Origin of the sequence: Pseudomonas tolaasii NCPPB 2192, from assembly GCF_002813445.1 — a bacterium.
Taxonomy (GTDB): Bacteria; Pseudomonadota; Gammaproteobacteria; order Pseudomonadales; family Pseudomonadaceae; genus Aquipseudomonas; species Aquipseudomonas tolaasii.
The window spans coordinates 6,735,762-6,757,701 of record NZ_PHHD01000001.1; the positions used below are offsets into that span (position 1 = coordinate 6,735,762).

Consider the following 21,940-nt stretch of genomic DNA (forward strand, 5'->3'; position numbering starts at 1 on the left):
AACGGTCTCACCCGCTGACGCACGCTGTCGTACCTGCAAAAAAGAGCTACTCGGAACACTATGGAAAACAGACGAGGCAAAGGGCTTTCATTTGCCAGGCGCATCTACAAGCCAAGGATCATCGGCCTGGGTATCGGTTGCATCAGTGTCACCGGCGCGCTTTATCCATTGGCGATGCCAACCTGGGTCTGGGCATTTCTGCTGTTTAACGGGTACGCCTGGGCACATGTGGCCTACCAGCTCTCCGTCCGCTCGCAGTTTCCCTACCAGGCCGAGCAACGCAACCTGCTCTATGACTCGCTGTTCGGCGGCTTTTGGGCGGCGGCCACACAATTCACGCCGCTGACGGCCGTGACCATTCTGTCGATGATGACCATGAACAACGTCGCAGCCGGCGGCAAGCGCCTGTTCCTGCGCGGCGTGCTGGCACAGGCCGCCGGTGTGGCCGTGGCGTGGGGGTTGTTCGGGATCAAATTCAACCCCAACGTCAGCCTCACTCAGGTCTACACCTGCCTGCCGATGCTGACGCCTTACCCGATGGCCATCGGCATGGTCTGTTACCAACTGGCGATCAAACTGTCGGAACACAAGCGTGCCCTCAGCGCCTTGAGCCGCATCGACAGCCTGACCGGCCTGCTCAACCACGGCTCGTGGAAAGACCTGCTCAACCTCAAATTCCACAAATGCCAGCAGCAAGACGGCCAGGCCACGATTGCCTTGATCGATATCGATCACTTCAAACAGATCAACGACAGCTATGGCCACATCGTCGGCGATGCGGTCCTGCGCCAACTGGCCCAGGAGTTGCGCCACCACCTGCGGGAAAATGACCTGGCCGGGCGTTATGGCGGCGACGAGTTCTGTGTGATTCTTCCGCAAATGCCCCTGGAAGAAGCCGCGCGAATCATGGAGCAGATGCGCGAAACCTTCAGCAACTACCGCAACCCGCATATCCCTGAATTACGCGTAAGCCTGAGCATCGGCCTGGCGGACTTCCAACCGTCCTACAGTGACGCGGCCATGTGGCTCAACGCCGCGGACCGCGCGCTGTACGCCGCCAAAGACACGGGCCGCAACCGTGTCAACGTGAGCGATTACGTCGTCGCCCACTCCGCCTGAGTTGTCCGACGACATCTCGTCTGAAATCTCCGACTGAAACACGCGGGGATAGCATAATGCCGCCATTGGTCGCCCGCTTCGAAAAGGTCCCCTCCGGGGCCGAACTTCTTGCATAACGCGCGACTCTCACCCGTTGTTCCACCCTTCCTCTGTCAGCACCAGGAAGCTGACAATGAGCACGTCAACCGTAAGGGCCAGCACCTTACGGGGGCAGGCGCTTTTTATATGGAAAACCCAGTCGCTTGCTTGACCGAGCACCCGAACATGCTATTCAACGCCCACAAAAAAACCCTCAATGCCCTGCAACACACCAATGCTCAGCAAGCCAGCCTGCTGGACGCCATCGAGCGCTCCATGGCAGTGATTGAATTCGACCTGCAAGGCAACGTGCTGCGCGCCAACGCCAACTTTCTCGAGGCCATGGGCTACCGCGCCGACCAGGTGGTCGGCCAGCCTCACCGGATGTTTTGCACACCCGCTTTCGTCCGCAGCGCCGAGTACAACCAGCTGTGGACGCAATTGCGCAACGGCCAGTTTCAGTCGGGTACCTTCGAACGTGTGGCGGGCGACGGCCAATCGGTGTGGCTGGAAGCCAGCTACAACCCGGTGCGCGATGACACAGGCCAGGTGATCAAAGTGGTGAAGTACGCCATGGACGTCACCCCGCGCCTGCAGGCCGAAAGCGAGGCCAACGCCAAGCTCGGCGCCATCGACCGCGCCATGGCAGTGATCGAGTTCAACCTCGACGGCACCATCATTACCGCCAATGCGAATTTCCTGCAGCGCATGGGGTACACCCTGGCGCAGATTCAGGGCAAGCATCACCGTCTGTTCTGCAAGCCGGAGCTGGCCAACAGTTCGGCGTACAGCGAGTTCTGGAAACGCCTGAACCAGGGCCAACTGTTCAACGGCCAATTCGAACGCGTCGACAAACACGGCCAGACGCTGTGGCTGGAGGCCAACTACAACCCGGTGTACGACGCCAGCGGGCGCTTGTGCAAAGTGGTCAAGTTCGCCTCCGACGTCACCGCCCGCGTGCAGCAACACGCCGCCGACGCCCAGAGCGCGGCGCAGGCCTATCACATCTCCCTGAACACCCGGGACATTGCTGAAAAAGGCGCCGAGGTGATTCAGCAAACCGCCAGCGGCATGCGCGAAATTGCCGCCGACATTGACGGCTCATCGCAGTTGATCGCCAAGCTGGGCGAGCGTTCGCAGCAGATCACCGCCATCGTCAACACCATTCGCGGGATCGCTGACCAGACCAACCTGCTGGCCCTCAACGCGGCCATCGAAGCCGCTCGCGCAGGTGAGCAAGGCCGTGGCTTTGCCGTGGTGGCCGATGAAGTGCGACAACTGGCGGCGCGCACCAGCGGCTCGACGGCGGAGATCTCCAGCATGATCGCGATGATCCAGGAGGAAACCCGCCAGGCCATCGACAGCATGGACGGCACCCGCGACCGCGCCGCCCAGGGGGTAGAACTGGCCAACCAGGCCGGCACGGTGATCCTGCAGATTCGTGAAGGCACCGGTGAGGCCGTGCAGGCAGTCAGCGCCTTTGCCAATGAGCGCGGCAACAGCTGACCCGATCTTCATGTATGCCCCCGGAGGGCTCGGTCTATAGTGCTGACTGACTTCACGCTTAGGATTCGAGCCCGCCATGACCCCAGACAAACCCGACGCTGCCCCCGCTGACCACCTGCGCTTCCACCGAGGCCACGCCCACCTGGCGCCGACGTTTGGCAACGACACCTTCGCACTCAAGGCCGAAGCCTTTGCGCGCTTCTTCGGCACGCCGACCTTCCTCGGCGCGCAAACCGCCATCGTGGTGTTGTGGGTGGTGTTGAACATGACCGGCATCACGCATTTTGACGTGTACCCGTTCATCCTGCTCAACCTGGCCTTCAGCCTGCAATCGGCCTACGCCGCGCCCTTGATTCTGCTGGCCCAGACCCGCCAGGCCGCGCGCGATAAAGCCCAGTCGGATGCGGACGCCCAGCACCGCGAAGCCTTGGCCATCGCCAACACCCAGCGCCAGGCCCAGGCAGAGCAGACCACCAAACAGTTACTGGAATTGCTGGAACAGAACACCCGTCTGACGGAAATGACCAAACAACTGACCGAGCGTATCGAAACCCTGACGTGCGAAATGCATGACCAGTTCGTAAGAAAAACCTGAACATAAGGCAATCCCTTGTGGGAGCTGGCTTGCCTGCGATGGCGGTATATCAGTGAATTATTCAGTGGCTGACACACCGCTATCGCAGGCAAGCCAGCTCCCACCTTGAACAGTGGAATGCTCAGGTTTTCAGGTGCACATGCCGCCCCAACTCATCAAACAACGTCACCACCGAGCGCAGCGCGCGGCAGTCCGGGCGTGTCAGCAACCACAGCGCGGTGTCCCGCCCGGGCAACGCGGGGCCCATCGTCTGCAAACCTTCGGCCAATAGAAAATCCGGCAATGCCGCCACGCCCAAACCTGCGCGCACCAGCTCGGTGACCGAAAACATGCTGTTGCAACGGTAACTGGGGCGCACACCGGGCAAGTGCTCACGGCGCCACACCACGGTAGGGTGGTCGGGCAGGAAGTCATCCGGCGCGATCCACGGCAGCTCGGCCAGTTCGCGGCCATCGTGTTGCCGGGCAAATGCTGCGCTGGCGCACACTTGATAGGTCACGGTACCGAGGCAGCGTCCTACAAGGTGCTCGGGCGGCGTCTTGGTCAGGCGCAGTGCGATGTCCGCATCGCGACGGCTGAGGTTGGCGAAGTCATTGGAGGTGGTCAGTTCCAGGGTCAAGGCTGGGTAGGACGGCATGAATTGCGCCAGCGCCGGCAGCAGCAGGCCTTGCAATACTGAGTCGGTGCAAGTCAGGCGCACGGTGCCGCTGATCACTTCGCCGCCCTGTTCCACGCCGATGCGCGCGGCCTCCAGGGCCTGCTCGGCGCGTTCGGCCTGTTGCGCCAGGTTGCCGGCCAGGCCGGTGGGCAGATAGCCGGCGCGGCTTTTCTCGAACAGCGTCTGGCCCAGCGAAGCCTCCAGCCGCCGCACGGCACGAAACACCGTCGACACATCCACACGCAACAGCGCCGCCGCCCGCGCCAGGGTGCCGCCGCGCACCAGCGCAAGAATCAGCGACAGGTCGGCGTAGTCCAGTTGATAGTGCGTGGCTGCATTAAGCATATGTGCAAATGCCAATATTGATTGCGTGAACGCCAATCTATAGTGCGCACCAGGACACCACAAGCCATGGGATGCACACGATGAACACCCCGCTGCACCTCGCCCTGATCGGCGACTACAACCCTGCCGTGACGGCCCACCAGGCCATTCCCCTCGCCTTGCAACAAGCGGCCGACGAGCTCGGCCTGCGAGTGCACCTGCAATGGCTCGACACCGACACCCTCACGTCCACCACGCCATTACACGCCTTCGACGGTTTCTGGTGCGTGCCTGCCAGCCCTTACCGCGACACCGACGGCGCACTGCGGGCAATCCGTTTTGCCCGCGAACACAAGCGTCCTTTCCTCGGCACGTGCGGTGGTTTTCAACACGCGGTTCTGGAATATGCCCGCAATGTGCTGGGCTGGAAGGATGCCGAACACGGCGAACTCGCCCCGGCTGCCACGCGTGCCGTCATCACGCCCCTGAGCTGTGCGCTCGTGGACACCACCGACACCGTGCGCCTGGCGCCCTACACCCGCATCGCCGAAGCCTATGGCGCCCTGGACCTTCACGAAGGTTATCGTTGCAGCTACGGCATAAACCCCGAGTTTGCCGGCGCGCTGCTCGAAGCCGACCTGATTCCCAGCGGCCATGATTCAACCGGCGACCTGCGCGCTGTCGAGCTGCTCGACCACCCGTTCTTCGTCGCCACGCTGTTCCAGCCGGAACGCGCGGCACTCAAAGGCATCACGCCGCCGCTGGCGGTTGCGCTGCTCAAGGCCTGCCAGGGTTGAAATGCTGCCTGTGAGCCACAGAGCCAGCTCCCACATTTTGATCTTCATTGGCTCGAACCGCTGCCGCTCTAGCTGACCAAACTGCGCAACGCATTGATCGGCGGAATCTCCACCCGGCGCATGTACACGCGTAACGGCTCGGTGATGTTGAGGCGATCGTCGATATGCTGGTCCAGCAACAATTGAAGCCGCTCGCGCGACAGGGTCATGGTCTGCCCGGTGGCCGGTAACCAGACAAATTCGGCGGCGGGGATGATGCCGTCATCGGCCACGTCCATACCGAACGCGTCTTCGCTGAAACGCACGATGTAATGGCCGGTTTTGCGGTTCAGGCCGACAAAACCGTGGAGTCTGTCGGCGGCCTGGCAGATAAGCTCGGAAGTGATGCGCATGGTAAACCTCACTGAAAAGTCCCACCGGGACTGGAAAGATGGTTTACACGCGTGGCGGAAATTACCGCCCTCTAACGGGGCAGCTTCGGGCAAGAGTACTGCAACACTGCACAAAAAAACCAAGAAATATGGGCCGTGCGCACGTTAATGTCGGTTTGGTGATGGCGCCTTTCGCAATCAATTGTTAAAAAGGATGCCTTCTCAAAGTTACCTCCACGAAAGGACTTCGCATATGCCTGTCACGTTTACCAAGAGCGCCCTGCTGCTCGCACTGATGCTCGGCCTTGGCCAGGCGCAGGCTGCCGATCCGATCAGCCCGGCTGAATTGGCGACAAACGAAGGCATTCCGTACCCCGCCGTCATCGCTCACCGTGGTGCGTCCTATGACGCGCCGGAATCCACCGCCGCCGCTTACAAGGCCGCGCGCGACTTGGGTGCCGACTACCTGGAAATGGACCTGCAGCGCAGCAAGGACGGCGTGCTCTTCGCCTTGCACGACAACAACCTGCAGCGCACCACCGACGTGGCCACCAAGTTCCCCGAGCGCAAAGACGCGCCGGCCAACGAGTTCACCTGGGCCGAACTGCGCACCCTGGACGCCGGCAGCTGGTTCAACGCCGCCTACCCGGACCGCGCCCGCCCGTCGTTCGTCGGCCTGAAAATCCAGAGCCTGGACGAAATCATCAAGATCGCCGAAGGCAACCCGCAGCACAAACCCGGCCTGTACATCGAGACCAAGGAGCCCAAGCAGTTCCCGGGCATCGAAGCCGACCTGAAAAACAAGCTGCTGGACAAGGGCTGGTTGAGCTCCGCCGGCTCCAAGCTGGGCAAGAGCAACACCGGTGTCGGCCAGGGTCGAGGCCGCGTGGTGCTGCAAACCTTCGAGAAAGACAGCTTGAAAGAGCTGCAAAAGGAAATGCCCAACACACCGAAAATCCTGCTGTTGTGGGTCGGCGCGGGCAGCATCGAGCCGAAATCCACCCAGACGTTTGCCGAATCCGGCGAACCGACCAAGGCCGCCTACTACGCCAAGCAAGAGCCGAAAGATGCCGCCGAATTCGAAAAATGGGTCGACGAAGCCAAAAGCCTCGGCGCCATCGGCACCGGTCCTTCGGCCGAGCTGACCAACCATGGCGACCAGAGCTACACCGACCTGGTGAAGCCTGAAATGAACAAGCTGACTCACGACAAAGGCCTGCTGGTGCACGTCTACACCGTGGACGAACCGGTGGACTTCGAAAAAGTGATGAAAGCCGGCGTCGATGGCATCTTCACCAATCGCGCCGCCGAGCTGCTGAAGTTCTACAAGCGCTACCCGTCTTCGAGCGTGCAGCAACTGCTGACGGACAACGGCTACTGAGTCAAAGGGCCATTAAGGATGAGTTAAGTTGCGCTGGTTAATCTGGCGCCACTTAAACAGCTCACCAGAAGGATGCTTGATATGAAAACCCTGACCGCCCTGTTCGCCGCTACTGCCCTGACCCTGACTGCCGGCCTGGCCCAGGCGGATGTTCGCCCGGACCACATCGAAGGCCTGCTCAAATCCGGCGCCGTCATGCCATTCGAGAAACTCAACGCCGCCGCCGTGGCCACCCACGCCGGCGCCAGCATCACCGACACCGAGCTGGACCACAAAAACGGTGTGCTGGTTTACGAAGTGGACCTCACCGACACCGCCGGCAAACGCTTTGAAGTGAAGCTCGACGCCAAGACCGGCGCGGTGCTGGAAAACAAGCAAGACACTTGAGTTGAACCCTCAAAAAACCGCGCCCCCTGCAAGTGGCGCGGTTTTTTTGTGGGCGCCGATAAACCGTCACAAAATCGTCATACACGCTTGCAATGATTCGCCCACGCGAACCTGTGAAACGTCCTACAGGCGCTTTGTCTGCGAGCCTCCATGAACCACAGCATTGATCACAGCCATCAGGATCCCGATCTGTTTGGCTTGCTTTACGGTTTCCGCTTTCGCCCCGGCGAAAAAGGTGAGCAGATTGACTCGGCCACCGCCCTCAAGGCCTTGCAAGCACCGGCCGACCCGGAAGAATTCCTGTGGCTGCACCTGAACCTCGCCCACGCGGCCTGCGAGCGCTGGATGCAGGCGCATTTGTCATTGCCCGACGAGTTTTTTGAAGCGCTGCACGAAGGCTCGCGCTCCACGCGTATCGAACACGTGGACTCGGCCTTGCTGGCGGTGGTCAACGACGTGGTGTTCAACTTCAGCAGCATGGTGTCGTCGGATATTTCCACGCTGTGGGTGTGCGCCCGCAGCCGCCTGCTGGTAAGCGCGCGCCTGCAACCCTTGCACTCGGTGGATAAACTGCGCTCGTCGGTGAAGGCCGGCGAACGCTTCCGCTCGCCGCTGGAATTGCTGGTGCATTTGTTGCGCGACCAGGGCGAAGTGCTCACGCAAATCGTGCGCAAAACCAGCATCAGCGTGGACCAGATCGAAGACCAGTTGCTGTCCTCGCGCTTGTCCACCAACCGCGCCGAACTGGGTGCGGCGCGCCGGGTGCTGGTGCGCCTTCAACGCCTGCTGGCGCTGGAGCCGGGCTCGCTGCTGCGTCTGCTCAACCGCCCGCCGCAATGGCTGCAAAAGGAAGACGTGAAGGAGTTGCGCAAATCCACCGAGGAGTTTGCGCTGATCATCAACGACCTGATGGCCCTGGGCGAACGCATCAAGTTGTTGCAGGAAGAGATCGCCGCCAACCTCAACGAACAAAGCAACCGCACGCTGTTCACCCTGACCGTGGTGACGGTGCTGGCGCTGCCGATCAACATCATCGCCGGTTTTTTCGGCATGAACGTAGGCGGCGTGCCGCTTTCCACCGACCCGGAAGGCTTCTGGATTCTGGTGGCGCTGGTGGCGACGTTTACCTTGATTGCCGGGCGCTGGGCCTTCAGAAAGCGCAAAGACTACTGATCTGGAATGCAGTCAAACTGTGGGAGCTGGCTTGCCTGCGATAACCCTTCATCAGTCACTTTTTCAGTGCCTGACACTCAGCCATCGCAGGCAAGCCAGCTCCCACAGTTGGATCCGCGATGTTTATTGGACCAGCGGCAACTTCAATCTCCCAAACACTGACTTACCGCAGCATCTCTGTAACATTCTGCAATGATCATGAACGTCATCCTCCCCACACTGGATGCTCCGGCATGGCCACCCCTTCCCTGACTGCCTCCACCACCGCCTCACCTGCAGACCCCAAACCCCGGTTGGACAAGAAACCCGGCCTGCTGACGGTGATCATTTTCTTCGCCGTGCTCGCCATGGGCCTGTTGTTCACCGCCTACAGCCTGATGCACGACATGCACGAACTGGGCACGGTGGTGACCACTTGGACGCCGTTCCTGTTGCTGGGCGTGGCACTGTTGATCGCCCTGGGTTTCGAGTTCGTCAACGGCTTTCACGACACCGCCAACGCCGTCGCCACGGTGATCTACACCAACTCGCTGCCGCCGCACTTCGCGGTGGTGTGGTCGGGCTTCTTCAACTTCCTCGGTGTGCTGCTCTCCAGCGGCGCGGTGGCGTTCGGCATCATCGCCTTGCTGCCGGTGGAGCTGATTTTGCAGGTGGGTTCGTCGGCCGGTTTCGCGATGATCTTCGCCCTGTTGATCGCCGCCATTTTGTGGAACCTCGGCACCTGGTGGCTGGGCTTGCCGGCGTCGTCGTCCCACACCCTGATCGGCTCGATCATCGGCGTGGGCGTGGCCAACGCCTTGATGCACGGGCGTGACGGCACCAGCGGTGTGGACTGGGGCCAGGCGATCAAAATTGGTTACGCGCTGTTGCTGTCGCCGCTGATTGGCTTCGTGTTTGCCGCGTTGCTGTTGCTGGCCCTGCGCGCCTTTGTGAAAAACCGCTCGCTGTACAAGGCGCCGAAAGGCGACACCCCGCCGCCCTGGTGGATTCGCGGCATGCTGATCGCCACCTGCACCGGCGTGTCGTTTGCCCACGGTTCCAACGACGGCCAGAAAGGCATGGGCCTGATCATGTTGATTCTGGTCGGCACCCTGCCGATGGCCTACGCGCTGAACCGCACCACGCCGGCCGAGCAGTCACTGCAATTTGCCGCCGTCGCCGAGGTGACCCAGGTCGCGCTGGTGAAAAGCGCGCCGCAAGTGTTGCCCGGCGACCCGCGCCCCATTCTCTCGACCTATGTGCGCACCAAGGAAGCCACCCCGGAACTCGTTCCGGCCCTGGCCGCGCTCGCCGGCCAGATCGGCGACGAAGTAAAAGGCTACGGTTCCCTGGCCAAAGTGCCCGCCGAGGCTGTAGGCAACGTGCGTAACGACATGTACCTGACCAGCGAAACCATCCGCCTGATGGACAAGGACAAAGTCGGCAACTTCGACGCCGACACCCAGGGCAAGCTCAAGCTGTTCAAGGACCAAATCGACAACTCCACGCGCTTTATCCCGCTGTGGGTGAAGATCGCCGTGGCCATCGCCTTGGGCCTCGGCACCATGGTGGGCTGGAAGCGCATCGTGGTCACGGTGGGCGAGAAGATTGGCAAGACTCACCTGACTTACGCCCAAGGCGCTTCGGCCGAAATGGTGGCGATGCTGACCATTGGCGCGGCGGACATGTACGGGTTGCCGGTGTCGACCACCCATGTGCTGTCCTCGGGTGTGGCCGGGACCATGGTGGCCAACGGCGGTGGGTTGCAGATGCGCACTATCCGCAACCTGGTGATGGCGTGGGTGCTGACATTGCCGGCGGCGATTCTGCTGTCGGGCAGCCTCTACTGGCTGTTCACCAAACTGTTCTAAACATGTGGGAGCTGGCTTGCCTGCGATAACGGATTAACATTCAACGCAGATGTTGACTGATCCGCCGCCATCGCAGGCAAGCCAGCTCCCACAGTGGTTTTGTATTCCTTCAGTGAGTGAAGAGTTCGGCCATCGCTTTGAGCCGCTTTTTGTAGATACGCCTGGCCTCCAACGCCTCCTCCAGCGTCACCGCCACAAACCCCGCCCGCTGATTCGGCTGCATCTGCCCAATCAAGTCCAGGTCCGCACTGATCACCGTGCCAATCATTGCGTAACCGCCCCCCGACACCGCGTCACGGTGCAGCACAATTGGCTCCAGCCCCGCCGGCACCTGAATCGAGCCGATGGGGTAGCAACTGTCGACGATGTTCGACGGATCCGACCCTGCCCCAAACGGCTGCTCCCGTGGCTGAAAGCTCAACGCGCTGCCGCCCTTGAACCGATAGCCAATGCGGTCCGCCTCGGAGCCCACTGTCCAGGGTTCGGCGAAAAAGCTGCTTTTGGCGGCGTCCGTCAGGCGTTCGTAATACAACCCCGGCACCACGCGCAGGGTCACGTCGCCGCCCACCGAGCGACGCAGTGCCATGGGCAAGCTGTTACCTGCGCGGCTCTGGCCCCTGGCCTCGCCGATGGGCAATTCATCGCCTTCCTGCAAACGTCGCCCATCGAACCCGCCGACGGCGCCCAGCGTGTAGGTCGAGCGGCTGCCAAGCACCAGCGGTACATCAATGCCACCGGCCACGGCCAGGTAGGCCCGCGCGCCCGCCAGCGGAAATTCAAACCGCAACACCTGCCCGGCGCGCACTTGAAAGGCGGTGTCCTGATGCACCACTTCACCGTCCAGGCGCGGTGACATCAACGCGCCGCTGATCGCCACCAGCGCGTCCTGTTTAAATTCCAGCTCCGGCCCGATCAGCGTGCATTCCAGGCCCGCCGCGCTCACCGGGTTGCCCACCAGATGGTTGGCCGCACTGAGGGCGTATTGGTCCAGCGCGCCCGACGGCGGAATGCCCAGGTGGTAATAGCCTTCGCGGCCAAGGTCTTGCACCGAGGTGGCGAGGCCGGGTTTGAGCACCTTGATCATGCCAGCGCCTCCTGCAGGGTTTTCGGGTAACCGGTGGGGTCGGCGAGAAAGGCGTCGAGGGAAAACTCCACCGGGCGGATGCGCAGGTCGAAACGCCCAGCGTCCACCTCGGCCACCGCAAGGTCGTAGGCGTCACGGTCCATGGGTTTGAACTGCACGATGTCGCCGGGGCGGAAGAACACCATGTGTTCCTTGAGATAAGCCAGTTGCTGCGCCGGGTCGTAAATAGGCGCCGGGGTCACGCCGAACATCTGGTAACCGCCCGCGCCGCGCACCGAGTAGATGCAGCCGAAACAGCCGCCATGGCCCAGGGTCAGTTTGGGGGTGTCGGTGCGTGGGCGCAGGTATTTGGGCACCTGCAACTGCCGTTCACGCTCGACCATCTGGAACATGAAGGGCAGGCCCGCCACAAACCCGACCATCGACACAAACCATGGCGCGCCGCTGTGGGCGGCGATAAACGCGTCCACGTCGGCCAGGCCGTTGATGCGCGCGGCGTACTCCAGGTCGGTGCCCGTGGGGTCTTGATGACGGTCGCGAAAACGCATCAGGGTTTCATGGGTCCACGGGTCGTTGTAGAGCACCGGGATTTCGATGATGCGCGTGTGCAGCGTGCGCTCGGCCACAGCCTGGGCTTCGGCGCCTTGCACGGCGTCGAGTAACACGTGGGGCGCGATGCGGTCAGGGTCGAAACGAATCTGGAAGGACGCATTGGCCAGGCACACATCCAGCACGCCCTCCAGGGCCAGACGCTCCACGGCGCGGGTCACGGCCATGCCCTTGAAAAACGCCTCCAGGGACATGCTGTCGCTGACCTCGGCAAACAGGTGTTCATCACCGCCGAAGCTGTAGCGAATGGGGGACATTTGAGCCATGTCTGTTCCTCTTGGAATCATTGTAGAAAGGCAGGCAAAAATTAAGGAATCGATCTTATCGGGGTGTGCTGACGGTAATGCCCGCCCGGTCCAACGCTTCGCGGGTGGCTTCCACCAGGTCCAGCGCGCCGGGGGTGTCGCTGTGCAGGCAGATGGAGTCGAACTCGATCAGCAGGTCTTCGCCTTCCACGGTTCGTACACGCCCGGTCTGACAGGCGCGCAGGACACGCGCCGCCACAGTCGCAGGATCCAGCGCCCGCACGTTGCGGGTAAACACGATGGAGCCGCTGAGATCGTACTCACGGTCGGCATAAAACTCGCGCACCACCGGCTGCCCCAGTTCTTTGGCCACGCGCCAGATTACCGAGTCGGGCATGCAGTACAGCAACAGCGTCGGCTCAATGAGTTGCAGGTTGTGCACCAGCAGCCGCGCGGCCTCTTCGTCGCGGGCCAGGTGCATGTAGAGCGCGCCGTGGGGTTTGATGTGTTGCAGGTTCATGCCCTGGGCGCGGGCGATTTCACGCAGGGCGCCGAGTTGGTAGAGCATGTCGTCCACCAGCTCCTGCGCCGGTGCATTGATGTGTCGACGACCAAACCCTACCAGGTCACGAAAGCCTGGGTGCGCGCCGATGGCGACGCCCAATTGCTTGGCGCGCTCGACCGTGCGGCGCATGGTGCCGGGGTCACCGGCATGGAAGCCGGTGGCGATATTGGCCGAGCTGATATGGGCCATCAGTTCGGCGTCTACGCCGTCGCCGATGGTCCAGGGGCCGAAGCTTTCGCCCATGTCTGAATTGAAATCCACTGCCTGCATCGAACGGCTCCGCCAAAAAAGTGATGGCTGAAAGTAGGCTGCGGCTTGACCCCTTGGGAAGATCTATTATCAGATGACCCATCTTCTGAAAAACAGATACCTTAAGATCGTTCCCACGCTCAGCGTGGGAATGCCGGCCGGGACGCTCCGCGTCCCAAAGCGTGACGCGGAGCGTCACAAGATGCATTCCCACGCAGAGCGTGGGAACGAGTGGAGTGTGTATGTCATTAACGTTGCGCCAGGTGCGTTACTTCATCGCCACCGCCGAGATCGGCCAGATTTCCCAGGCCGCGATTCACCTGAATATCTCCCAGTCGGCGGTGACCACGGCGATCAAGGAACTGGAAGCCATGCTTGGCGTGCAGCTGTTTGTGCGTTCAGCCCAGGGCATGAACCTGACCGACGCCGGGCGGCACTTTCTCAACCGCGCCTACGTGATCGCGCGCAGTGTGGAAGACGCGCTCAACAGCCCCCTGCCCGACTACCGCGCCAGTGGCGTGTTGCGGGTGGCGGCCAGCTACACGGTGTTGGGTTATTTCCTGCCCCACCACCTGCAACGCATGGAGCACTGGCACCCGGACGTGACCATCGAGGTGTTCGAGCAGGAACGCCAGGCCATCGAGCATGGCTTGCTCGACGGTCAGTTCGACATGGCCGTGGTGCTCACCGCCAACCTCACTCACCCGGATATCGTCTCGGAAATCCTGTTCAACTCCGAACGCCGCCTGTGGCTGCCCAGCCATCACCCTTTGTGCGAGCGCGGCGCCGTGAGCCTGGCGGATGTGGCGCAGGAGCCCTACATCCTGCTCACCGTCGATGAAGCCGAACACAGCGCCATGCGCTATTGGGAACAGGCCGGGCAGACACCCCATGTGCGGCTGCGCACCAGCTCGGTGGAAGCCGTGCGCAGCATGGTCGCCAATGGCAGCGGCGTGGCGATTCTGTCGGACCTGGTGCACCGGCCCTGGTCCCTTGAAGGCAAGCGCATCGAAACCCTGACGGTTACCGACCCGGTCACACCCATGAGCGTCGGCCTGGCCTGGCACCGCGAACGCACGTTTACCCCGGCGATGCAGGCGTTTCGGGATTACTTCCACGACGCGTTTCTCGCGCCGCAGCAGCTGTCGGCACGGCGTTAAAAACAAACCCATCCCTGCCTGTGGCGAGCGGGCTTGCCACAGGGAACCTGCTTCCCCTTCACGTTACAGGCGTGATTGCAGCGTGGCCGCCAGCCAGTCCATGAACACCCGCACCCGCAGAGGTAAATGGCGCTGGCCCGCAAACAGCATGGACACGTCCAACGCCGGAGGGACGTAACCGGGCAACACTTCCACCAGCTCACCGCTGTCGAGCAACTCGCGTATGCCCAGTATCGGCACCTGAGTGATGCCAAACCCGCCCAGGCAAGCGGCTCTGTAAGCATCGGTGCTGTTGACTGTGATCCGCCCGGCCATCGGCACCCGCAGCACCTTGTTGCCTTGCACGTATTCAAACCCCGGCGAGCGCGAGCCCAGTGGCCGCACGTAATGCACCAGATAATGCTGCGCCAGGTCGTCCAGGGTTTCGGGCTTGCCATAGCGCTGAACGTAGCCGGCACTCACACAGTTGATCATCGACAGGCTGCACAGCCACCGCGCGACCACCGACTGGTCCGGTTGCGCGCCCACGCGCAGTACGCAGTCGAAGCCTTCGGCAAGCAGGTCCACCTGGCGGTCGGTGCTGCTGATTTCCAGTTCGATCAGCGGGTGCGCGTCCATGAATTCGGGCAGGCGCGGCAGGATCAATTCCCGCGCCATGACGTGGGGCATGTCGACGCGAATACGCCCTGTGAGCTGCGCCTCATCCTGGCGAAACAGGCCTTCCAGTTCTTCCATGTGCGCCAGCAAATCCTTGCTGCGCTCGTACAACACGCGCCCGTCCTGGGTTGCCTGCACTTTGCGCGTGGTGCGCTGCAACAGGCGGGCGCCGAGCAGCTCTTCCAGCGCCTGCACATGCTCGGACACGGTGGAGCGCGGCAGGCCCAGGCTCTCGCCCGCCTGGGTAAAACTCGACAATTCGGTGACCCGCACGAAGGTGCGCAACAGCTCAAGCTTGTTCATGGATTGTTCGCCTTTTCCGGCCAGTGATTCCGGCATAGCGCTGTTTATCACGTTATGGACGAATAAATACACTCAGTCCCACGATCAATCCGAGGACTTCACCATGACCCGCAAAATCGCACTCATCACCGGCGCCAGCCGCGGCCTGGGCAAAAGCGCCGCACTGCACCTGGCAGCTCAGGGCGTCGACATCATCGGCACTTACCACAGCGCAGCCACCGAGGCGCAAGCCGTGGTCGCGCAGATTGAAGCCCTGGGTGGCCGCGCCGCCATGCTGCAACTGGATGTGAGCCAGAGTGCCCGCTTCGATCATTTCGTCAGCGAAGTCGCCGGCGTGCTCAAGGATGTTTTCGCACAGGACCACTTCAATTTTCTGATCAACAACGCCGGCATCGGCGCCCACGCCAGCTTTGCCGACACCACCGAGGCACAGTTCGACCAACTGGTGGCGATCCACTTCAAGGCGCCGTTTTTCCTCACGCAAAAGCTGCTGCCATTGATCAGCGATGGCGGGCGCATCATCAATATTTCCAGCGGTCTGGCGCGGTTCAGCCGGCCGGGTTACTCGGCGTATGCCTCGATGAAAGGCGCGGTGGAAGTGCTGTCGCGCTACCAGGCCAGGGAACTGGGCCCACGCGGCATCAGCGTCAACACCCTGGCACCCGGCGCGATTGCCACCGACTTCAGCGGCGGCGTGGTGCGCGACAACCCGGATGTGAATGCGATGGTGGCCAACAATACCGCCCTGGGCCGCGCCGGTTTGCCGGACGACATTGGCGGCGCCATCTCAACGCTGCTGGCCGACGGCAGCCACTGGATCACCGGGCAACGCATCGAAGCCTCAGGCGGCATGTTTCTTTAAACATTCTGCGTTAGCATTCATGCCCTCAGATCACTGACAGGCAACCACTCATGAGTTTTGATCCAGGTTTGGCCGGCGGCATGGGCGTTTTGGCGGCAGTGGTGGACTGTGGCAGCTTTGCCCGCGCCGCCGACAGCCTGGACATGACGCCCTCGGGCGTGAGCCGCGCCATTTCCCGCCTGGAAAAACGACTGGGAATCCGCCTGTTCGACCGCACCACGCGCTCGGTGCAACTGACCGACGAGGGGCGCCGTTTCTATGAGGAAATCGCCCCGCTGCTCGCCGGTCTCGAAGAGGCCGCCAACTCGGCGGCCGACAGCGCCCTCACCGTGCGCGGGCGTTTGCGGGTGAATATCGACCCGTACTTTTCCCGGCTGGTGCTGGGCCCGGTGCTCGGCGAGTTCATGCGCCGCTACCCGCAACTGCAACTGGACCTGCATACCCGCGACCAACTTGGCGACCTGGTGGCCGACGGTTTCGACCTGGCCATCCGCTTCGGCATTCCGCAATCCTCATCGCTGATCGCGCGCAAATTGATGGAAGTGCGCGTGCTCACCGTCGCCTCCCCCGCCTACCTTGAACACTACGGCAGGCCTGCCGTGCCGCAGGACCTGGAAAGCGGGCACATGTGCCTGGACTTTCGCGACTCGCAAACCGGCCGCCCGTTTGCCTGGGAATTCCACCGCCCCGGCGAACAAATCACCGTGCGCACCAGTGGCCGCCTGGTGGTCAACGACGCCAGCACCTTGTACAGCGTGTGTGAACACGGGCATGCGGTGGCGCAGATGCTTGACCTGGGCCTGACGCCGGCACTGAAAGCCGGCGGCTTGGTGGAGTTGTTTCCGGACTGGCCCGACGAGCGTTTTCCGTTGTACGCCTACTACCCGTCGCGGCATTTGCCCGCCGCCAAGGTGCGGGCGTTTCTGGATTTCGTCGCCTCGCTCAAGCTTGACTAGGCAGGCGTTGCTGTACGATTTTTTCCCGAATCACGTCGTACCCCCAGTGATACACATAGGTGTAGGGCAGGAAAAACAGCAACACGCCGATGTCGAGGATAAACGCCTGCATCAGGCTGATGTTCATCCAGGCCGCGATCAACGGCACGGCAACGAGGATGAGTCCACCTTCAAACATCAACGCATGCAACACGCGAGTCCACACGCCGCCGGACAATTGCAGGCGGACTTTCAGGCGGTCAAACAAACTGTTGAAAATAATGTTCCAGGTCAGCGCCAGCAGGCTGAGCCCCAGGGTTACCGCGCCCATTTCCAAAGCAGGGCGACCGGTGATCCACACCAACAACGGCGTGCAGATCAACAAGGCCAGCCCTTCAAACCCCAGGGCTTGGCCAACACGTTCAGTAATCGACTTGGTAGGGTTCATAACCCGTGCTCCGTGAGTGACGATGGTTGCCATCATTACCCTCTCGATCGATACTTCATAACTAATAACCATCGACCAAGGCGATAGTCATGGCCTCAAACGAAGTGCTGCAGGCGTTTGTGCAGGCAGCCACCCAAGGCTCGTTTTCTGCGGCGGCGCGCAAACTGGGCAAAAGCCAGTCCACGGTCAGCGCGGCCGTGGCGAGCCTGGAGATTGATCTGGATGTGGAGCTGTTCGACCGCAGCAGCCGCAAACCCACCCTCACTCCCGCCGGGCATGTGTTGCTGCAGCGCGCCGAGCAGGTGCTGGAGGCCAGCAGCCGGCTGGAGTTGGCGGCGAGCCAGTTGTCCCGGGGGCTGGAACCCAGGTTGACCATCGCCATGTCGGACACCTACCAGTCCGACCGCTTTGAAATCGCCCTCAAAGCCTTCGAGCAGCGCTACCCGGACCTGGAGCTGGAGTGCCTGATCGCCGAATGCGAAGACTTGATTGCCCTGGTGCAGAGTGGCCGCGCGCAAATCGCCTTTATCGAAAAGCAGGACGTCTACCCGCCCGACCTCACCGGCGCACCGGTGGAGGAACGCACGGAAATCGCGTTGTTCGTTGCACCGAAACACCCGCTGGCGAGCCTGAAAAATATTTCGGCCGACACCCTGCAACAGCACCGCGAACTGCGCCTGGCCAGCATCATCAACCCGACGGAAACGCGCCCCACCGGCCGGGTGTGGTCGGCGCCGAGTTATTTGATGCTGATGGAAATGGCTCAGTTGGGGTTTGGCTGGGCACCGATTCCGCGCTGGCTGGTGGAACGTTTTGGCGGCGGGCATCTGGTGGAACTCAAGGCCCGCAGCTGGCCGCGCTCGGTGGCGGTGGATGCGCTGTGGTCACGGCACCACCCGCCGGGGCCGGCGGGGAGTTGGTTATTGGCCAAGATGCTCGAAGGATGACTGATCAAACCTGTGGGAACTGGCTTGTGTGGGAGCTGGCTTGCCTGCGATGCAGACACCTCGGTGTTTCAGATGTACCGAGGTGATGCCATCGCAGGCAAGCCAGCTCCCATATATGAAAGCTGCGGCGGACGATTGTTTTGAAAGTATTCGTGCAAGGCGCGCAGTGCGGGTAACTCCAGGGCCTGCGCGGCAAAACACAGGCCCACCCGACGCGTCGGCGCGGGCAAATGCCACTCGCGGATCACTACGCCGGCACGCTCGGCCGCCATCGACTGCGGCAACATCGCCACCCCCACTCCGGCAGCCACCATGTGCAGGGCTTGGGTCAACGACCCGGCATGCCCGGCCACCGCTTGCGGCGAGCGGCCATACAGCGCCATCAGACGCTGATGGGAATCGTGTTGCGGGCAGGTGATCCAGTCTTCAATCGGCGCCCACGCCTGCTCCTTGCCTGCCAGCGCCATGGGATGCGCCTGGGGCAGCGCCATCACGTAGGACTCTTCCCAAAGCGGCAGGAATAATTCGTCCTCGCAGCACATTTCCTCCACCGCCAGACGGCCTTGCCCTTCACAGCCCTCCTGCAAGGTCAGCAGCAAACCCGGCAGCCCCTGGTGCGCCATGCGCAGGAACGTTTCGATCTGGCTGTCGGCAATATCACCTTCCACGCCCAGCTCCAGGGCGATGCGGTTTTCGCGTCCGCGAAACAGCCGGCTCAGCGCCTCCGCTTCGGCCACCATGCGCCGTGCTTGCGGGTACAGCACCCGCGCTTCGGCGCTCACCTCCACACCTCGCGGCTGACGCACAAACAGCGCCACGCCCAGCTCGTCTTCCAACTGCTTGATGGTCACCGACAAGGTCGGCTGGCTGATAAACAAACGCTGGGCCGCCCCGGTGATATTGCGTTCTTCGAACACTGCGAGAAAGGCTTTGAGGTGACGCACATCCATAGCTAGATCCGATGGCAGACAGAGAAATAAGGCATTTTTCAGCCTTGGCGGGGGTCAATATACTGCGATCACGATCCCGTTATCGATTTTTCTTATTCCAGGAGTGCATGTATGAGCAAGCCACTGATCATCATCACCGGCGCCAGTTCCGGTATCGGCGAAGCCACCGCCCGCCGGTTGTCGGCGGCCGGTCACCCGCTGCTGCTGTTGGCGCGCCGTATCGACCGCCTTGAAAAACTGGCCCTGCCGAACACCCTCAACCGTGGCGTGGACATCACCGACCGCGCCGCCCTGGTCGCAGCCGTGAAAGAAGCCGAAGCCCAATTCGGCCCGGCCGATGCACTGATCAACAACGCCGGTGTGATGCTGCTGGGCGCGGTCAGCGAGCAAGACCCGGCACAGTGGGAGCAGATGCTCGACGTCAACGTGAAGGGCCTGCTCAACGGCATCCACGCGGTGGCCGGCAGCATGGTCGCGCGCAAGGGCGGCACCATCATCAACGTCAGCTCGGTGGCCGGGCGCAAGACCTTCCCCAACCACGTCGCTTATGTCGGCACCAAATTCGCGGTGCACGGGATTTCGGAAAACCTGCGCGAGGAATTGTCCCCCAGCAATGTGCGCGTAATCACCATTGCGCCGGGCGCGGTGGAGACTGAGTTGCTCAGCCACACCACGGATGAGGCGATCAAAACCGGGTATCAGGCCTGGAAGCAGGACATGGGCGGCACGGTGCTCAGCGCTGATGATGTGGCGTCGGCGATTGCCTATGCCTACCAACAGCCGCAGCATGTGTGCATTCGCGAGATTGTGTTGGCGGCGACGCGCCAGCAGCCGTAACCAAAAACCTGCTGATAACGCCTTCCAATGTGGGAGCTGGCTTGCCTGCGATGGCGGTGGGTCAGCCTGAAAGTGTATTGGCTGACCGACCGCCATCGCAGGCAAGCCAGCTCCCACAGGTGATCTTCATTGTCTGGGGGGGTTGAGCTCGGCCAGGCGCCGCTCTAAAAAGCGTTGCTCTGGCGCTTGCCCGGTCAGTGACAGGGCTTTTTCATAGGCGTCCCGCGCCTCGTCAACCCGCCCCAACTGCCGGCAAAATTCCCCGCGCGCCGAATGTGCCAGGTGGTAATCCTGCAACTCACCCCGCAGCAAAAGCCCCTCCACCAACTGCAACCCCGCCAGCGCGCCCTGCCCCATCGCCACCGCCACGGCGCGGTTCAGTTCGATCACCGGCGAGGGCATTTGCCCCAGCAGCACATCATAAAGCCCGACGATTTCCTGCCAGTCCGTTTCCTCGGCACTGGCCGCCTCGGCATGCACCGCGGCAATGGCCGCTTGCAGGCAATACGGGCCGTACCGCCCGGTGGTCAGCGCCTGTTCCACCAGCGTGCAGCCTTCAACAATCGAGGCGGCGTCCCACAGGCTGCGGTCCTGTTTCTCCAGCAACACCAGCTCTCCGTCAGCCGAGGTGCGCGCGGTGCGGCGGGATTCGTGCAGCAGCATCAGCGCCAGCAGCCCCATGACTTCAGGCTCGGGGAGCAACTCCACAAGCAGGCGGCCGAGGCGAATCGCTTCGCCGGTCAACTCTCCGCGGGTTACGTCGGCGCCGAGGGACGCCGAATAGCCCTCGTTGAACACCAGGTAAATCACGCGCAGCACGCTGTCGAGGCGTTCGGGCAACTCGGCACGGGACGGCACTTGATAGGGGATTTTCGCCTCGCGGATCTTGCCCTTGGCGCGCACGATGCGTTGGGCGATGGTGGTGGGGCTGGCCAGAAACGCGCGGGCGATTTCCTCGGTGGTGAGGTCGCAGATCTCGCGCAGGGTCAGCGCCGCCTGGGCGTCGGCGGCCAGTGCCGGGTGGCAGCAGGTGAAGATCAGGCGCAGGCGGTCGTCTTCCACGTCGTCTTCACTCCAGTCAGCCGCTTCCAGCGCGTCGGCCTGTTCCTGCAATAGCGGGGTGAACCGCGCCTGGCGGCGCAGACGGTCGATGGCTTTGAAGCGGCCGGTGGAGACCAGCCACGCCCGTGGGTTATCGGGCACGCCGTCTTGCGGCCAGCGCTGTACTGCGATGAAAAATGCCTCGTGCAGCGCCTCTTCGGCCAAATCGAAATCACCGAGCAAGCGAATCAGCGTCGCCAATACGCGCCGTGATTCGCTGCGGTAAATCGCCTCGAGCCGGGACTTCAATCGCGCATACGCTCGGTCACCAGCGTCACCAGGCGGTCCAGGCTCTGGCCCCAGCCATCATGGAAACCCATGGCCTCGTGGGCGGCTTTGTCTTCGGCGCTCCAGTGCCGGGCGCGGGCGGTGTAGAGGGTTTTGCCGTCGACTTCCTCAAAGGTCACTTCGGCGGTCATAAACGGCTTGCCGGACGGAATCCAGCCGGGCGCGAAGGCGTCGGTAAATACCAGACGGTTCGGCGCGTCGATTTCCAGAAACACCCCAGACGTCGGGTATTCCGCGCCATCCGGCGCGCGCATCAGGGTGCGAAACAGGCCGCCAACCCACAGGTTCATTTCGCACTCGGGGGTGGTCATGCCGTGGGGGCCCCACCATTCTTGCAACAGCTCGGGGGTGGTCCAGGCACGGAAAACGCGGGCGCGCGGGGCGTCGATCACGCGGCTGATGGACAGTTCAAATTCGGCAGTTTGCGGGGTCATGGGGTCAACCTCCTGAGTCTTATGATT

At 62.2% G+C, this 21,940-nt stretch carries 22 protein-coding genes and 2 pseudogenes; 14 read left to right on the forward strand and 10 right to left on the reverse strand.

All coding sequences use genetic code 11. From position 1 onward, the window contains the following. Positions 1 to 60 precede the first annotated feature (60 nt). The 4 genes and pseudogenes from ATI14_RS30805 to ATI14_RS30815 all read left to right on the forward strand — a co-directional run bounded on the left by ATI14_RS30805 (position 61) and on the right by ATI14_RS30815 (position 3,298). A complete protein-coding gene (locus ATI14_RS30805) occupies positions 61 to 1,119 on the forward strand; it encodes a diguanylate cyclase (RefSeq protein ID WP_080520037.1) in 1,059 nt (352 codons plus the stop codon). 264 nt (positions 1,120 to 1,383) lie between these two features. Then, positions 1,384 to 2,154 (forward strand): annotated as a pseudogene (locus ATI14_RS32115) (PAS domain-containing protein); the annotation flags it as partial. A gap of 114 nt (positions 2,155 to 2,268) precedes the next feature. Next, positions 2,269 to 2,703, forward strand: a pseudogene (locus ATI14_RS32120) (methyl-accepting chemotaxis protein); the annotation flags it as partial. Positions 2,704 to 2,779: 76 nt separating this feature from the next. Next, positions 2,780 to 3,298 (forward strand): DUF1003 domain-containing protein, encoded by a 519-nt coding sequence (locus ATI14_RS30815; RefSeq protein ID WP_016974710.1) that lies wholly within the window; start codon positions 2,780 to 2,782, stop codon positions 3,296 to 3,298. A 121-nt stretch (positions 3,299 to 3,419) separates the two neighbouring features. Here the strand turns inward: ATI14_RS30815 and ATI14_RS30820 are convergent, their stop codons facing one another. Next, positions 3,420 to 4,301 (reverse strand): LysR family transcriptional regulator, encoded by an 882-nt coding sequence (locus ATI14_RS30820; protein ID WP_080520038.1) that lies wholly within the window; start codon positions 4,299 to 4,301, stop codon positions 3,420 to 3,422. Between the two features lie 80 nt (positions 4,302 to 4,381). On the opposite strand from ATI14_RS30820, the gene ATI14_RS30825 reads away from it, so the two are divergent. Next, positions 4,382 to 5,077, forward strand: a complete 696-nt coding sequence (locus ATI14_RS30825; RefSeq protein ID WP_165448244.1) for a CTP synthase C-terminal region-related (seleno)protein — start codon at positions 4,382 to 4,384, stop codon at positions 5,075 to 5,077. Positions 5,078 to 5,145: 68 nt separating this feature from the next. Here the strand turns inward: ATI14_RS30825 and ATI14_RS30830 are convergent, their stop codons facing one another. Beyond that, positions 5,146 to 5,469, reverse strand: coding sequence for a DUF2025 family protein (locus ATI14_RS30830; RefSeq protein ID WP_016974713.1), 324 nt, complete (start codon positions 5,467 to 5,469; stop codon positions 5,146 to 5,148). A 232-nt stretch (positions 5,470 to 5,701) separates the two neighbouring features. On the opposite strand from ATI14_RS30830, the gene ATI14_RS30835 reads away from it, so the two are divergent. The 4 genes from ATI14_RS30835 (at position 5,702) to ATI14_RS30850 (ending at position 10,239) form a co-directional block, all read left to right on the forward strand. Continuing rightward, positions 5,702 to 6,829 carry a glycerophosphodiester phosphodiesterase gene (locus tag ATI14_RS30835; protein WP_016974714.1) on the forward strand — a complete coding sequence of 376 codons (1,128 nt, stop codon included), beginning with the start codon at positions 5,702 to 5,704 and terminating at the stop codon, positions 6,827 to 6,829. Between the two features lie 81 nt (positions 6,830 to 6,910). Then, the gene (locus tag ATI14_RS30840; RefSeq protein ID WP_016974715.1) at positions 6,911 to 7,216 is read left to right on the forward strand and encodes a PepSY domain-containing protein; all 306 of its coding nucleotides are present in this window, start codon (positions 6,911 to 6,913) and stop codon (positions 7,214 to 7,216) included. A 150-nt stretch (positions 7,217 to 7,366) separates the two neighbouring features. Further along, on the forward strand, positions 7,367 to 8,389 hold the full coding sequence (locus ATI14_RS30845) for a transporter (RefSeq protein ID WP_016974716.1): 1,023 nt from the start codon (positions 7,367 to 7,369) through the stop codon (positions 8,387 to 8,389). Between the two features lie 233 nt (positions 8,390 to 8,622). Next, positions 8,623 to 10,239: an inorganic phosphate transporter gene (locus tag ATI14_RS30850; RefSeq protein WP_016974717.1), complete on the forward strand. Its 1,617-nt coding sequence runs from the start codon at positions 8,623 to 8,625 to the stop codon at positions 10,237 to 10,239. A gap of 109 nt (positions 10,240 to 10,348) precedes the next feature. Here the strand turns inward: ATI14_RS30850 and ATI14_RS30855 are convergent, their stop codons facing one another. Genes ATI14_RS30855 through ATI14_RS30865 form a run of 3 tightly spaced genes read right to left on the reverse strand, consistent with a single transcriptional unit; the run spans position 10,349 to position 13,012 of the window. Then, positions 10,349 to 11,323: a 5-oxoprolinase subunit C family protein gene (locus tag ATI14_RS30855; protein ID WP_016974718.1), complete on the reverse strand. Its 975-nt coding sequence runs from the start codon at positions 11,321 to 11,323 to the stop codon at positions 10,349 to 10,351. Further along, the gene (locus ATI14_RS30860) at positions 11,320 to 12,198 is read right to left on the reverse strand and encodes a 5-oxoprolinase subunit B family protein (protein ID WP_016974719.1); all 879 of its coding nucleotides are present in this window, start codon (positions 12,196 to 12,198) and stop codon (positions 11,320 to 11,322) included. Before ATI14_RS30860 ends, ATI14_RS30855 begins: the two co-directional genes overlap by 4 nt. Positions 12,199 to 12,253: 55 nt before the next feature. Further along, entirely contained in the window at positions 12,254 to 13,012 is a 759-nt protein-coding gene (locus ATI14_RS30865; RefSeq protein WP_016974720.1) for a 5-oxoprolinase subunit PxpA, read from the reverse strand. Between the two features lie 221 nt (positions 13,013 to 13,233). Here ATI14_RS30865 and ATI14_RS30870 point away from each other — a divergent pair, with 221 nt between their 5' ends. Beyond that, positions 13,234 to 14,151, forward strand: a complete 918-nt coding sequence (locus tag ATI14_RS30870) for a LysR family transcriptional regulator (protein ID WP_016974721.1) — start codon at positions 13,234 to 13,236, stop codon at positions 14,149 to 14,151. Positions 14,152 to 14,214: 63 nt separating this feature from the next. Here ATI14_RS30870 and ATI14_RS30875 read toward each other — a convergent pair whose 3' ends face one another. Further along, a complete protein-coding gene (locus ATI14_RS30875; RefSeq protein ID WP_016974722.1) occupies positions 14,215 to 15,111 on the reverse strand; it encodes a LysR family transcriptional regulator in 897 nt (298 codons plus the stop codon). 103 nt (positions 15,112 to 15,214) lie between these two features. On the opposite strand from ATI14_RS30875, the gene ATI14_RS30880 reads away from it, so the two are divergent. After that, complete coding sequence (locus ATI14_RS30880; protein WP_080520040.1) at positions 15,215 to 15,973, forward strand: SDR family NAD(P)-dependent oxidoreductase; 759 nt, start codon at positions 15,215 to 15,217, stop codon at positions 15,971 to 15,973. Positions 15,974 to 16,023: 50 nt separating this feature from the next. Further along, the gene (locus tag ATI14_RS30885) at positions 16,024 to 16,929 is read left to right on the forward strand and encodes a LysR family transcriptional regulator (protein WP_016973142.1); all 906 of its coding nucleotides are present in this window, start codon (positions 16,024 to 16,026) and stop codon (positions 16,927 to 16,929) included. Here the strand turns inward: ATI14_RS30885 and ATI14_RS30890 are convergent. Then, a complete protein-coding gene (locus ATI14_RS30890) occupies positions 16,916 to 17,356 on the reverse strand; it encodes a multidrug/biocide efflux PACE transporter (RefSeq protein WP_016973141.1) in 441 nt (146 codons plus the stop codon). The genes ATI14_RS30885 and ATI14_RS30890 overlap by 14 nt on opposite strands. An 89-nt stretch (positions 17,357 to 17,445) precedes the next feature. Here ATI14_RS30890 and ATI14_RS30895 point away from each other — a divergent pair, with 89 nt between their 5' ends. Then, positions 17,446 to 18,303, forward strand: coding sequence for a LysR family transcriptional regulator (locus tag ATI14_RS30895; RefSeq protein ID WP_016973140.1), 858 nt, complete (start codon positions 17,446 to 17,448; stop codon positions 18,301 to 18,303). A gap of 68 nt (positions 18,304 to 18,371) precedes the next feature. On the opposite strand, the gene ATI14_RS30900 is transcribed toward ATI14_RS30895, so the two are convergent. Continuing rightward, complete coding sequence (locus tag ATI14_RS30900) at positions 18,372 to 19,253, reverse strand: LysR family transcriptional regulator (RefSeq protein WP_016973139.1); 882 nt, start codon at positions 19,251 to 19,253, stop codon at positions 18,372 to 18,374. Between the two features lie 111 nt (positions 19,254 to 19,364). Here ATI14_RS30900 and ATI14_RS30905 point away from each other — a divergent pair, with 111 nt between their 5' ends. Then, positions 19,365 to 20,090, forward strand: a complete 726-nt coding sequence (locus ATI14_RS30905; RefSeq protein WP_016973138.1) for an SDR family oxidoreductase — start codon at positions 19,365 to 19,367, stop codon at positions 20,088 to 20,090. 126 nt (positions 20,091 to 20,216) lie between these two features. Here ATI14_RS30905 and ATI14_RS30910 read toward each other — a convergent pair whose 3' ends face one another. Both ATI14_RS30910 and ATI14_RS30915 read right to left on the reverse strand, forming a co-directional pair. Further along, on the reverse strand, positions 20,217 to 21,440 hold the full coding sequence (locus tag ATI14_RS30910) for an RNA polymerase sigma factor (protein WP_016973137.1): 1,224 nt from the start codon (positions 21,438 to 21,440) through the stop codon (positions 20,217 to 20,219). Continuing rightward, positions 21,437 to 21,913, reverse strand: coding sequence for an SRPBCC family protein (locus ATI14_RS30915; RefSeq protein WP_016973136.1), 477 nt, complete (start codon positions 21,911 to 21,913; stop codon positions 21,437 to 21,439). The genes ATI14_RS30910 and ATI14_RS30915 overlap by 4 nt, the downstream gene beginning before the upstream one ends. Positions 21,914 to 21,940: the final 27 nt, after the last annotated feature.